The organism is Providencia sp. PROV272, from assembly GCF_049901975.1.
Lineage (GTDB): Bacteria > Pseudomonadota > Gammaproteobacteria > Enterobacterales > Enterobacteriaceae > Providencia > Providencia stuartii.
On record NZ_CP096291.1, the window covers coordinates 2,445,098 to 2,458,618 of the forward strand.

14 protein-coding genes and 1 pseudogene are annotated in these 13,521 nt (G+C 40.4%); 10 read left to right on the plus strand and 5 right to left on the minus strand.

The genetic code is table 11. From position 1 onward, the window contains the following. Positions 1-37: 37 nt before the first annotated feature. Positions 38-406 (plus strand): structural protein, encoded by a 369-nt coding sequence (locus M1E93_RS11150; RefSeq protein WP_426206919.1) that lies wholly within the window; start codon positions 38-40, stop codon positions 404-406. On the opposite strand, the pseudogene M1E93_RS11155 reads toward M1E93_RS11150, so the two are convergent. Beyond that, a pseudogene (locus tag M1E93_RS11155) lies at positions 395-1,200 on the minus strand (IS5 family transposase). The gene M1E93_RS11150 and the pseudogene M1E93_RS11155 overlap by 12 nt on opposite strands. 637 nt (positions 1,201-1,837) lie before the next feature. Here M1E93_RS11155 and M1E93_RS11160 point away from each other — a divergent pair. After that, positions 1,838-2,401 carry a lytic polysaccharide monooxygenase gene (locus tag M1E93_RS11160; protein ID WP_050979655.1) on the plus strand — a complete coding sequence of 188 codons (564 nt, stop codon included), beginning with the start codon at positions 1,838-1,840 and terminating at the stop codon, positions 2,399-2,401. 384 nt (positions 2,402-2,785) lie between these two features. Beyond that, the gene (locus M1E93_RS11165) at positions 2,786-3,397 is read left to right on the plus strand and encodes a LysE family translocator (RefSeq protein ID WP_053110870.1); all 612 of its coding nucleotides are present in this window, start codon (positions 2,786-2,788) and stop codon (positions 3,395-3,397) included. Here M1E93_RS11165 and M1E93_RS11170 read toward each other — a convergent pair. Together M1E93_RS11170 and M1E93_RS11175 are read right to left on the minus strand one after the other, a co-directional pair. Then, a complete protein-coding gene (locus M1E93_RS11170; RefSeq protein ID WP_004919326.1) occupies positions 3,394-3,960 on the minus strand; it encodes a HutD/Ves family protein in 567 nt (188 codons plus the stop codon). The genes M1E93_RS11165 and M1E93_RS11170 overlap by 4 nt on opposite strands. A 90-nt stretch (positions 3,961-4,050) precedes the next feature. Then, entirely contained in the window at positions 4,051-5,475 is a 1,425-nt protein-coding gene (locus M1E93_RS11175; protein ID WP_004919324.1) for a PLP-dependent aminotransferase family protein, read from the minus strand. A gap of 252 nt (positions 5,476-5,727) precedes the next feature. On the opposite strand from M1E93_RS11175, the gene M1E93_RS11180 reads away from it, so the two are divergent. The 6 genes from M1E93_RS11180 (at position 5,728) to zinT (ending at position 10,411) form a co-directional block, all read left to right on the plus strand. Beyond that, complete coding sequence (locus M1E93_RS11180; RefSeq protein ID WP_004919322.1) at positions 5,728-7,065, plus strand: cytochrome ubiquinol oxidase subunit I; 1,338 nt, start codon at positions 5,728-5,730, stop codon at positions 7,063-7,065. Next, positions 7,055-8,065, plus strand: a complete 1,011-nt coding sequence (cydB, locus tag M1E93_RS11185; protein ID WP_004919319.1) for a cytochrome d ubiquinol oxidase subunit II — start codon at positions 7,055-7,057, stop codon at positions 8,063-8,065. The genes M1E93_RS11180 and cydB overlap by 11 nt, the downstream gene beginning before the upstream one ends. Next, on the plus strand, positions 8,022-8,201 hold the full coding sequence (locus tag M1E93_RS11190; protein ID WP_072197222.1) for a DUF2474 domain-containing protein: 180 nt from the start codon (positions 8,022-8,024) through the stop codon (positions 8,199-8,201). Before cydB ends, M1E93_RS11190 begins: the two co-directional genes overlap by 44 nt. A 166-nt stretch (positions 8,202-8,367) precedes the next feature. Then, complete coding sequence (locus M1E93_RS11195; RefSeq protein WP_004919311.1) at positions 8,368-9,207, plus strand: siderophore-interacting protein; 840 nt, start codon at positions 8,368-8,370, stop codon at positions 9,205-9,207. Positions 9,208-9,413: 206 nt separating this feature from the next. Next, entirely contained in the window at positions 9,414-9,593 is a 180-nt protein-coding gene (locus M1E93_RS11200) for a hypothetical protein (RefSeq protein ID WP_004919309.1), read from the plus strand. Positions 9,594-9,766: 173 nt separating this feature from the next. Continuing rightward, on the plus strand, positions 9,767-10,411 hold the full coding sequence (zinT, locus tag M1E93_RS11205) for a metal-binding protein ZinT (protein WP_004919308.1): 645 nt from the start codon (positions 9,767-9,769) through the stop codon (positions 10,409-10,411). Positions 10,412-10,473: 62 nt separating this feature from the next. On the opposite strand, the gene phoH is transcribed toward zinT, so the two are convergent. Beyond that, positions 10,474-11,259: a phosphate starvation-inducible protein PhoH gene (gene phoH / locus M1E93_RS11210; protein WP_036940049.1), complete on the minus strand. Its 786-nt coding sequence runs from the start codon at positions 11,257-11,259 to the stop codon at positions 10,474-10,476. Positions 11,260-11,767: 508 nt separating this feature from the next. Between phoH and M1E93_RS11215 the strand changes: the two genes are divergently transcribed. Further along, positions 11,768-12,313, plus strand: a complete 546-nt coding sequence (locus M1E93_RS11215) for a toxin-antitoxin system YwqK family antitoxin (protein WP_004919304.1) — start codon at positions 11,768-11,770, stop codon at positions 12,311-12,313. A gap of 88 nt (positions 12,314-12,401) precedes the next feature. Here the strand turns inward: M1E93_RS11215 and M1E93_RS11220 are convergent, their stop codons facing one another. Continuing rightward, positions 12,402-13,460: an endonuclease gene (locus M1E93_RS11220; protein ID WP_104873427.1), complete on the minus strand. Its 1,059-nt coding sequence runs from the start codon at positions 13,458-13,460 to the stop codon at positions 12,402-12,404. Positions 13,461-13,521 lie beyond the last annotated feature (61 nt).

Here is a 13,521-nt window from a genome sequence, read left to right on the forward strand (position 1 = left end):
CATTTTTATTTAAACATTAGAATTGGAGAATTTATCCATGATTAAAATCTCTCGAGGCATCAGAAACAATAACCCCGGTAACATTGAATACAATGAAGCCAATCATTGGAAGGGGCAACTACCACACGATAAATCTATTGAAAAACGATTTTGTCGATTTGAATCTTCAGAATATGGTATCAGAGCACTATTCGCGTTACTGCGTACCTATCAACGTAGATACTCATTGCAAACCGTATCTCAATTAATTAGTCGATGGGCACCTAGCAATGAAAATCAAACAAGCGATTATATTAATGATATTGCTAAAGCGCTAAATGTATCCCCCAATACATTTATTAATCTTGAAAACAAATCAATTTTAATAAAACTCGCTAAATCGATTATTAAGAACCTATCCCAATAGGATTTTATTCCAGACAATGATGGCACAGGCAAGATGCAGCATTGCCTCATAATTCTCGACCTTCTTCTCCCAACGAGTCAGGACACGACGGTAGCGATTCATCCAACTGTGTGTTCTCTCTACAACCCAGCGGTGGGCCTTAAAATCCGTGTTTTTGATGGCTTCTGATTCATCCTTCCGTGACTGGATATGAGGTTCATAGCGACGACTTTTCAGATACGCTCCCAACCATTCCGCTTCATACCCTTTGTCCATGCACAACCGGAGCCTCTTGCCCGGTCTGCCCGTCTGGAGGGCATCGAGCGTATCCGCAACCAGCTTTATGTCGTGCGTATTTGCTCCAGCGACAACCAGTGCAAGCGGAAGCCCGTTCCCGTCAGTCATCAGACTGCGCTTTACGCCCCGTTTCCCTCGGTCTGTTGGGTTCTTGCCTGTTTTTTTGAGCCTGCCAGCGGTGATTTGGTCATACAACCATCCATCGACAGCCACGACCAGTCAATAGCGTCCAACTGTTCGCAAGCAAGCAACCCGTTTTGCCAGAAGCGTTCAAATACGCCAGCATCCCGCCACTCCTGAAATCGGCGATGAGCAGAGCTTGACGAGCATATACCGGTGGCATTTAGCGCATTCCACTGGCAACCCGTCCTGAGTACGAAGAAAATGGCGTTCATTGCAGCGCGATTATCAACCCGCTTGCGGTGCGTACCCAGCGGGTGTTGAGTTCTATGCTCCGGGATGAGAGGAGCCATTTTCTCCCAGAGTTCATCACTGATTTGCCACTTATTACCTACCATACGTTGCCCTCATAAATTATCATTATGTATTATCTGACAATTCCTTTTGGGATAGGTTCTAAGCATGAAAATGGAACACAACCTTATGATGATGAAACATTTGAAAGAGCGTGGAACTTGCTATGATGGTATCGGCACTGTTGGTTAACTTATCAATAAGCTGACGAAATAAGACTATATGGCATATTTAAAGCCACTTTCTCATCAGTATGTTTTATGAAAATTTCACCATTCTGTATAATTTAGGAGGCCATAGACAAAAACAATACATATATTGACTGAGCAAACTGTATGTGAGAGTTATTTGCCCTCATAATGCATTTTAATACTTTTATTTATCTTTGATAAATATTAACTACTCTTTTCCTAAAAAGAGGGGATGGTAATAGAGAAAAAACAATAGCCAACATTTTAGTATCTACTAGTGATAATTTATGTTTTTAGTTGGGCTATTTTCAATATTTTTCATTAGCTTTTGATAAACACATAATAAAAAGTATACGCATCTAGATAACCGAATTAGTTTAATAAAATAACAACAGAGAGTTCATTCTTTATAGGTTATACATCATTTAAATATGGTTGTTAATTTTTACATGAGGATACTTCTATGAGAACAACATTTATTGCTATATCAATGCTTTTCCTTTCAATGTCAGCATTAGCTGATAATAACGTACTTCGCCATGGTTATATCGATAATCCACCAAGCCGCGCTTTTCTTTGTTCATCCATGGGTGGCAATTTAAATAAAATGTGTGGTGCCGTTCAATATGAGCCTCAATCGGTTGAAGGCCCTAAAGGTTTCCCAGAAAGGGGGCCAAAGGATGGTCAAATCGCAAGTGGAGGTAATGCCAATTTTTCTCAGTTAAATGAACAGTCGAACAGTCGTTGGCATAAAGTGAATGTATCTAGTGGTAAAAATGTATTTTCTTGGACATTAACTGCATCACACAGAACGACATCATGGCAATTTTTTATCACTAAACAAAATTGGGATCCAAATAAACCATTAACACGTAATGATTTTGATTTAAAACCGTTTTGTGAACAACAAGATAGAGGAAATGTACCCAAAAATAACGTAAGAATAGAGTGTAATATTCCAAAACGTACAGGATACCAAATTATTCTTGGTGTCTGGACGATTGCGGATACAGCCAACGCTTTTTATCAAGTAATCGATGCTAATATGAAATAGTTTGGCTAAAAATAGCTTACCCTAATTGATGAAATAACCTATTAATAAAAAATAAGTACTTTTTATATTTTAACCTATCATACATTTAATAGTTAATGACTTAGTTCATTGAATATTAAATGTATTTTTTTGCCTTGTGATTTAGCCAGTAATTTAACCCTCTTGCATCTTCCTTAATAAAGTTTGAGCAAGCCAACTTACCCGTATCTATTTGATTGGCATTATTTTCCTATGGTTTAACGATTTTTGATATTCAATGCTAAATTTAAAATCCATTATTACCCATAAAATGACCAAATATTACAATGAAATCATTATAATTTCCCTCAAGCTAACTTGCTAAACTCAACAACAATAATCAAATGATATCTATGAGGCATACAGATGGAGCTACAATCAATTATTCTGTTTAGTGCGACGGTGATCCCTCTTATTTGTACACCGGGTCCTGATATTCTTTTTATCTCTTCGCAAGGGCTATCGGGAGGCGTATCTGCCGTATGGAAAGCTAATATTGGCATTATCTCGGGCTATATTATGCATGCTATCCTAGCCGCTTTAGGTCTCGCTGCGATAGTGGCTGCGTCACCACGCTTATTTAATACTATTAAATGGGTCGGTGTCGCTTATGTCGCATATTTAGCCATAAAAATGATCTTATCTGCCATGAAACCAAGCCAGATAACGCTAAAATCAGCGCCATCTAAAGGTGTCATTCTGAAAGGTTTTCTAACTAGCTTTCTTAACCCCAAAGGACTCTTAGTCTACTTTGCCATTTTACCTAATTTTATTCACTCTTCGGACAGTGTTGCTATTCAGTCTATTATTTTATCAACGTCCTTTATTGCCTCATGTATCGTGATTTATGGCATGATTGGTATGGTATTTGCCACCGTACATAAAAAAGGAAATTACAGCGATAAGCGTCGCCGTCTAACGGAAGGCGTTGCTGGAGGCATGTTGTCACTCGCGGCGATTGGCTTAGCCAATAGCTAACAGGCCGTAATATCAACCCAAATTAATTTGCTACCTGCCACACGAGGCGTAATATGCCCTTCCCCAATGTCAGGTAGCCACCAGCCCCCTTGATTAACGGCCATAATTTTACAATTCGCCCCAGAGACATCCCATTCCCCAGCTAAGACATACACTATCCCTGCCTGCCCTATTGGCAAACGTTGTTCTTGTGCAATCACATGGCTTTTAACTCGCCAACGCTCAGGGTTAACCGATACGTTAAGTAAACGGACTGGGGAGCCTCTTAATTCAAGTTCAATCAATTGTTCCCCCTCAGAATGAAAAGCGTCACCAATTTTTGCCATAGAATGCTTAGTCTTTTGTTGATCTCGAATAGACAGCTGACCATTATCCAAAGAAATACAAAATTGTTCACTTTCAGCGTGCTGTTTTAAAACACTCGATTGATTGATTTGTGTAATGCTTACTCGAAGCGAAAAGTCAGATGCGACAGGCCAACAAAAAACTTCAGCGCTGTTCCCACACTTATCTTGCCATTCTTCAATGGGTAACTCTGCCGCATCAAAACATTTAATTTTCATACATTCCCCCGAGCAATCAATTATCCGTTATGATAATTAAGAGTGGCAAACTTAGTGACTTAGGGCAATGTTTCGACACTTAAAATGTGACTAACCACGTTTCTCGGTAATCAATGAATAACATAAACGCCCTAATGTTTTCATCGCCTGTTCTAACTGTTCATTCCAAGTAAATGAAGTATTAAGTCTAAACGCATGGTTAAACTGATCGCTGGTTGAAAACATACTGCCAGGCGCAATGCTTATCCCTTCCTTAAGGGCTAATTGGTAGAGACGTACCGCATTAAAAGGTGGTTCGAATTCTAACCATAAAAAATAGCCCCCTTTTGGCGTATTCACTTTAACGGAAGGCGGCATATATTGTGCGATTGCGCCTAACATTTGGTGTTGCCGCTGCTCCATTGTCTGACGTAGTTTCCGCAAGTGATTGTCATATCCCCCCTGAGTAAGGTACTCCGCGATCGCCAGCTGTGTTGGAACGCTGGCAGAAACAGTACTCATCATCTGTAAATGCTGAATTTTTGTCGCGTGTTGCCCTGCCGCCACCCAACCGACCCGATACCCCGGTGCTAAACATTTCGAAAATGACGAACAATGGAAAAAGTTACCCTTAGTATCTAAAGCTTTGGCAGGGATCGGCTGTTGATTACCAAAGTACAATTCGCCATACACATCATCTTCAATCAAAACAATTTGATTTTTATTCAAGATCTCCACCAGCCGTTTTTTATTTGCTGGCGGCATCGTCCCCCCAAGTGGGTTCTGGTAATGCGTCATTAACCAACAGGCTTTTATGGGGTATTTTGCGGCAATATCTTCCAATGCGTCCAAATCAATCCCAAATAACGGATCTGTTTTAATGGCGATCGCTTTTAATTTTAGGCGTTCAATAGCCTGTAATGAACCATAAAAGGCAGGTGATTCGATAACCACCCAATCTCCCGGTTGGGTTACCGATTGTAGGCTTAATACTAGTGATTCCATCGCACCAGCCGTGATCACAATTTCATCGGGGGCAACATGGATCCCTTGGCTGGCATAGCGCTGAGCGATATTACGGCGTAATTGCTCGTTACCCGGCGGTAAATTCGCTGTCGTATTAAACCTCGCTAAACGCCGAGCCACTGACGCGAGAGTTTTCCCTAATTTCGGTTCATCAAGCAGTGCCGGTTCAGGGAATGCTGAGCCAAATGGAATAATGTCAGGATCTTTACAAGCTTGCAAAACACCAAAAATAGAGGCGTTGATCTCAACATTTTCATTAAGATGCAGGCCTTTTCCTCCCTTTGCTGCCGCAAAATTCGTATTTCGACGAGCAACATAGTACCCTGATTGTGGCCTTGCAGCGATCCAACCTTGGCTTTCGAGCAATTGGTAAGCCTGTACAACTGTCATTAAACTCAAACCTGATTGTTTTACACTTTCCCTAAGTGACGGTAATCTATCGCCAACTTGCCAGATATTATCTTCAATCTGTTGGCGTATTTGTGCAGCCAGTTGTTCGTATCGCGTCATATCCGCCTCAACTGTTATAGTTAATAACTCAAAAATTGTTACTATTATAGTTTATCGTCTCATGTTCTACTTATCCATACATTCACCTGACTTTTTTTTAACTATAAGCACAAAACTTTTTCGTTAGGTTTGTGGTTTTTTTCACAAGCCTGTCGTTTCAATGATTATTTTTGCTACGGAACAGCACCAACATTGCTAACGGAAAAAACGAAACTGTGATGTGCGCATTATCAATTCCAATCAGGGGTCAATATGTTTGGACTAACTGCGCTGGAACTGGCTCGTATACAATTTGCGTTTACAGTCTCGTTCCATATTATTTTCCCAGCGATCACCATCGGGCTGGCGAGTTTCCTCGCGGTACTCGAAGGCTTGTGGCTGAAAACTCGGGATAGTGATTATATAAAATTGTTCCATTTTTGGTCGAAAGTCTTTGCGGTCAATTTCGGTATGGGGGTTGTTTCTGGCTTGGTGATGGCTTACCAGTTCGGAACTAACTGGAGCTTTTTTTCCGACTTTGCCGGTGGTATCACAGGGCCATTGCTAACTTATGAAGTCCTCACTGCTTTTTTCCTAGAGGCGGGCTTCCTTGGTGTCATGCTATTCGGTATGAACCGTGTTGGTGAAAAATTGCACTTCTTTGCAACCTGCATGGTTGCTCTCGGTACTATCATCTCAACGTTTTGGATCCTTGCATCAAACAGCTTTATGCAAACACCGCAAGGGTTTGAAATTATCGATAACCGCATCGTTCCCGTTGATTGGTTAGCCGTTATTTTCAATCCTTCATTCCCTTATCGGTTATTGCATATGACCACAGCGGCATTCCTTGCAGCCGCATTTTTCATTGGTGCTTCAGCAGCTTGGCACTTGCTTAAAGGCAATAAATCTTCTGCCATGAAGAAAATGTTTTCCATGTCATTATGGCTGATTTTAATTTTAGCGCCTCTGCAAGCCCTTATTGGCGATGCTCATGGGTTAAATACCCTAAAACATCAACCCGTCAAAGTCGCGGCTATGGAAGGTCATTGGGAGAATAAACCAGGTGAAGCCACCCCATTGATCCTTTTCGGTATTCCTAATATGGAAAAAGAGAAAACCGAATACGCACTCGAAATTCCCTATCTTGCGAGCATCATTTTGACCCATAGTCTTGATAAGCAAGTTCCTGCGTTGAAAGATTATCCACCCGAAGATAGACCAAATGTCTTCATGGTGTTCTGGTCATTCCGTGTCATGGTAGGGCTAGGTTTGTTAATGATTGCGGCTGGTGTTTGGGGGTTATGGCTGCGTTATCGCAAAAACCTTTATGAATCGAAAGTTTTCTTGCGTTTTATGTTCGTCATGGCGCCATCAGGGCTAATCGCTATCTTAGCTGGTTGGTTTACCACTGAAATAGGTCGTCAGCCTTGGGTCGTCTATGGGCTACAAAGAACTGCGGACGCTGTCAGTGCGCATGGTGAAATGCATATGAGTATTAGTCTACTGGCTTTCTTTGCTGTTTACGGCAGTGTGTTCGGTATCGGCTATATGTACATGATGAAATTAATTCGTAAAGGGATTCAGGAGGATACAGCTCATGGGCATTGATTTACCACTCATTTGGTTTGTCATCATTGTCTTTAGTATTTTGATGTATATCGTGATGGATGGCTTCGATTTAGGAATCGGTATCTTGTACCCAGCCCTTAAAGATAGCCAAGATCGCGACTTGATGATGAACAGTGTCGCCCCGGTTTGGGATGGCAACGAAACTTGGCTAGTATTAGGCGGTGCGGGGCTATTTGGCGCTTTCCCGCTCGCTTATGCCATTGTGCTTGATGCCTTATCGATTCCTCTAACTTTTATGTTATTAGCCTTGATTTTCCGAGGCGTGGCATTTGAGTTCCGCTTTAGAGCGGATGAGTCGCATCGTAAACATTGGGATCACGCCTTTATTTGGGGTTCGATTTTCGCCACTTTTGTTCAAGGCGTCGTTGTGGGTGCCTTTATTCAAGGCTTCCATGTTGAAAACCGTGTGTATATGGGCGGCTATTTCGATTGGTTCTCACCGTTCCCACTATTTTGTGGTTTTGGTTTAGTGGTTGCTTATGCACTACTGGCCTGCGGTTGGCTGATCATGAAAACTGAAGGTCATTTGCGCCAAACCATGTACCGTTTATTGCGACCATTAACACTCGTGATGTTGGCTGTGATTGTTATCATCAGTGCATGGACACCTGTTCTCAATGAGGCGATTTATAGCCGTTGGTTTAGCTTACCAAATCTCTTTTTCTTCCTGCCAGTTCCATTATTAGTCGTGTGGTGTGTTTGGGTCATGCTAAAAAGCGCCAAACGACAAAAATGGGATAGCATTCCTTTCTTAGCTGCGTTGCTATTAATTTTCCTTGGTTTTACGGGGTTAGGGATCAGTATTTGGCCAAATCTCATTCCACCCGCCATCAGTTTCCGTGATGCGGCTGGGCCAATGGAAAGTTTAGGTTTTATGCTTGTTGGCGCTCTATTTATTATCCCTATTATTTTGGTTTATACCTATTGGAGTTACTATGTCTTCAGAGGAAAAATTACCCCAGACCAAGGTTACCACTGATCAGGCTATTTCATCACCTTGGTGGAAAAAGATAGGTTGGATGGCGATTATTTGGTTAGGAAGTGTACTGGCGCTATTTGCATTCTCTTCCGTATTTAAGTTGTTAATGACTGCCGCGGGGATGAAAGTCAAGTAATCCCCCTCACACAAATGCCACACTCGTTTCTGACGAATGTGGCATTTTTTTGGATATAAAAATGTTTGGTTTCCGGTTATTTATATTCAATAAAACCATGATATGATAATGATAACAATTACCAAATAATAATTTTATCATTATCATAACTAAAAGGAGACCGCCTGTGGCTAGTGACAAACCCGTCGAAAAGAATATTTACCGCCCGGCGCCACCGCAACTTGTTCAGGTCAAATCCATTACAGATATCAGCCCTTCTATTCGCAGCATTACCTTTACGGGAGAAAGACTGGGTGACTATCCAACACAATGTGAAGGTGGTCATATCAAAATTTTTCTCGCCCCTGATTTAAAAAGCGAGCCTGCATTACCAATACTCAGTGAACAAGGGCGCCGCTGGCCAGAAGATAAGCCACGCCCCTTTGTGCGTACATATACCGTTCGAGCAATCCGCCCAGAGGTTAAAGAAATAGACGTTGAATTTGCCATGCATGATGGCGCTTCAGGACCAGCATATTTATTCGCTCGCGATGCGGAACAAGGTCACTGGATGGGGATCACCAATCCAGGAGGGCCTGATCCATTATTACCTCATACGCAACACTATTTCATGGCAGGAGACTCAAGCTCATTACCAGCGATTGCAGCATTACTCGAAAAAATGCCTGCAAATGCGACAGGTAAAGTCGTTTTACGTTTAGATCACCAAGGCGATATTCGCGAATTAACTAAACCTGCTGGTATCGAGGTAATATGGATTTGTGGTGATATTAGTAAAAATAATGAGCTAATTAATACGTTCAAATCTTGGGATATCCCGACCGAAGATACGTCATTTTGGATTGCCGGAGAAGACCAAATTATTCGCGATTTACGCCGTTTTATTCGCCGCGAAAAAGGGGTTAGTCGTGAAAGTATTTATGCGATACCTTATTGGCGTTATGGTTACGATGAAGAAGGTTATCATCAAGAAAGACATCATGTGATGGATAATCCTGATGATTAATATTTAATCTCTACTGATGAAAAGTGATGGCACTCACCATCACTTTATTATTGTGTAAATATTCCACATAAACAATCCATTGAATAAAAACTTCAAAGTATGCTATCTGGCTATTTATCCATAAATTAAATATATTAATTAGCCAGCTGGTTTTTAAAAATTGATATTTTGAATTATGTTAGTCCTTTTCATTTTAGGAGGTTTGTATGCGTTTAGGGTTATTAGTTATTATTGCTGTCCTCGTGTCTGGATGCGCCACTTCCCCCAATTCTGCTCACAAGGATAGTCAACCGAAAAATGATCCATATGAAGACAGCGTATTAAATACAATCAAGAAAAACCAAGAGATTTATAAAGAGCAGCAGATTAGAAAACCCAACTATTAAAGCCCTCTCTTCGAGTACTTTTCCCTAAAAACAGCCATTAACGTGGCCTGTTTTTAGTTTCCAATAGCTCAATCTTACCCACATCCCCCTATTCTCCCCAAAAATATTTTTGCATTCATTAAATGTTATGTTATAACATAACCTTAATTTATTATGGACTATAGGAACCTTCAATGAATAAGCAACCCCTTATTGCCGCTGCATTAAGTCTCAGTGCACTTTTTGTTAGCTTTAATACACAAGCTCATAGTCATGCTCACCCGCAATCCGAAAAAGCGATACAAGCAAGTAAAGGTATTTTTAATGATGTTGATGTAAAAGATAGAAAGCTCAGTGATTGGGATGGCATCTGGGAGTCAATTTACCCATTATTAATAACTGGCAAACTCGATCCCGTATTGGAGCATAAAGCAAAAAACAATAAAGACAAAACCGTCGATGAGTATCGCGCTTATTATAAAAAAGGTTATCAAACGGACGTTGAGAATATCAGTATTGAGAATAACATTATTGAATTTACCCAGAATGGTCAAATCAGCCGTTGTGAATACCACTATTCCGGTTTTAAAATCCTCCATTATACTTCTGGTAAAAAAGGGGTTCGTTATTTATTCGAATGCCAAGACAAACACTCAAAAGCACCGAAATATATCCAATTTAGTGACCATATTATTGAACCGCAGGCCTCAGGGCATTTTCACCTCTATATGGGGAATGAATCCCACGAAAAACTATTACAACAAATGGATAATTGGCCAACTTATTACCCCTATTCGCTTAATGATGAACAAATTGTCCATGAAATGCTGCATCATTAATCATCATTAGATTTGCAAATAGCCCCAGTTTTATTGGCTAACAACTGGGGCTATCACATCACTTAATGGCTATAAGCTAATAATGCTCGATGACAAAGCGTTGAACGCACACAATCATCTACCGTGAAATTAACCATTGAGACCATTTCATCACTGCTAAAACGTTGTAAGGCATCTGCCAAACCAGATATAACGCCATCAGGTAAATCACATTGCGTCACATCACCATTCACTATAACAGTGACATTTTCCCCTAACCGCGTTAAAAACATTTTCATCTGACTAACAGTAACGTTTTGAGCTTCATCCAGAATGACAATCGCATTTTCAAATGTGCGACCACGCATGTAAGCAAAAGGTGAAATTTCAACTTTGGCAATTTCAGGCCGTAAACAGTATTGCAAAAAGGAGTTACCAAGCCTTTTCACTAACACGTCATAAACGGGTCGGAAATATGGCGCAAATTTTTCAGCCATATCACCCGGAAGAAAACCGAGATCTTCTTCTGCCTGCAAAACAGGCCTTGTCACGATGATTTTGTTGATATCTTTATTGATTAACGCATCTGCTGCCAGTGCAGTACTAATATAGGTTTTGCCACAACCCGCCTCACCGTTCGCAAAAATTAATTGCTTGTGTTTAATCGAATTAATATAGAGCTTTTGCGCATCATTGCGTGGAGTAATCGGCGATGTATCACGCCGCTCTTTCGCCATACCAATAGGTTCAATCCCCGTAAAATCAGCAAAAGAGGCCACACTTGCCATTTCGTAACGACCTGAGCGCTCTTTACGTAATGACCGTTTCATTTCACGACGCGTCTTTGTTGCAGCTTTCTGTCTACTCATAGTATTAACCCTTCCAGGTATCGTTAAAGTCAATTCAAATGACGGACTATTCAGAACAGAGAGGAGCTCCCTTCAAGCTCATGTTGGTTGAACATGCAATAAAAAAACCGGTTACTAATCTCACCATGACAATTTCATGATGGAGTAGTAACCGGCCTTGTAAAAGCATTAACAAAGACTTAGTTCCCATTAGTTCCTCCCTGCTGGATCACACCCGTAAACTAATGAATTTATATGACACTATTATGACGAACCGTAAAAATATTACACACCCGACTTTTTATCATGTTGCATTTATTCCTTATAAACAGACTATACCCCCGTCTATATTTTGTTTGCAACAATAAATTAACATTTATTCTCTGCAATTATTCCGTATTTATCATAGCTTAAGAAGATTCTGACTGATATTTAACTAAATATGACTATATTTTATTGATAGGTATAGGAAAAATATTATTTTCCAGTGCCTAACTGAAATTTTCATATTTACCTCAATAGGGACATCATGATAAAAAAACACTTATTAAAACCAACTTTACTTTTCTCCTTTGCTCTACTTATCTCTGGTTGTCAACTACTCACACCAACATCTTCAAAATCTGATCTAGATGCACTTCGTGAACTAAAAGGTATTGAATTTCCTTCAACTAAAACGCCAGAAGGCACACCTGAAGGCGCTTATGAATTTCATTACGATAATGGCCAATTGGAAACCAGAAGTTGGGTTAAAAAGGGGTGTTTAGATCGTTACATTGAGTCATTCTATGAGAATGGTAACGTTAAAATGTATACGCCAGTTAAAAACTGTAAAGTGAATGGATTAGTACGGATTTACCATGAAAATGGTCGTAAGGATATCGAAATGACCGCTACTGACGGAAAACTTACAGGTCCATTTAAAGTTTATCACGACACCCCAAGCAACAACGTTTATGCTTCCGGTGTTTTCAAAGATGGTGAACCACAAGGTTTTATCTCTGAATTTGATGAAAATGGGCAGTTCGTTCAAAAATCCGCCGTTATTAATGGCAAAATTGTCAGCGAAAAATAATATAAAAAAACCCAAAAGTGATGAACAGCACCCCAAACGTTGTAGTACAACTTTGGGGTGTTTTTTTACTTTACCTTAAAAACACCTTTTAAGGCTTACAGTTACCTGCCAATTCATAGCCTGCGGCTTGTGCGGCTAACTCATCGCTGAACATCACTGCATTTTTATCGGATGTTGTTTTAAAACCAGAGTAATGTGCTAAATGGTATTTATGTGAGTTACGATTACCTTTTACTTGAGTACTGGTTTCAGATGCTTGAGGTTTTGGTGTCTCTTTTGTAGGTGCAGGCGATAACTTATCAACTTGCTTAATCCCTTGAGCACTATTTTTATGCCCAAGCTCCCATTTCATTTCCCCCGTGACAAAGGGGTTATGGTGCCCCATGATTGCAGCAATGCGTTCGTCACGTTGTTTTTCCCACTGACTCGGCGGATATTGTCTATCCCATGCCATCAATAGTTGTTGCTGTTGACGTGACATCGACAAGTTATAACGGTCATGCATGTAAAAATAGACACGAGCCACTTGCCCCTTCACTTCATCTCTAGGTTCAAAAACGCGTTGCTTAAAATCAACTCGGCTACGACATTGACCATAAGGATATTGCGCATTAGAGGGAAGTTGAGCATAGCTAAAATTACTACGGTCACCATTTACTTCACCAATTGATGGTGCAAGGTTATGCATATCGGCTTCCATCTTACGAAAGATAGGATCTGTTGAAACACAGTTTTTACGTCCACCGTTCTGCCAACATTGTCTCTGATGACCAAATACCCATGCCGGAACAATATGTTCCCACTCAATACGCGTTGCCCTATTTTGCTGTTTACGGACTTGGTAACCACACGAGTTTAAATCGACTACCCCACCACTTTTACCGGCCCACTCCCATTTACAACCACAGTAAAGTGTTCCCTCACCTTGATTGTTTTGATCCAGATATACTTTAGTTTTACTTAATAATTTCGCTTCATCAAACTGTCCTGGCGCAGCGATAAGCGGGAAAGTAAATATTAATAAAAAGAATGACAGTACCCATTTTGGGTACAATGAAGCGAATATTTTATTCAAAATAACACCACTGATGTTTTGATAATAAACAATTAACTTAAATGCGTTAGTGCATCCTGTAATATACTGCATATTTTCTTATGCCAGTACCACACAACCGAATATAAGCTTTTTTGCAGCTAATGAATATTAG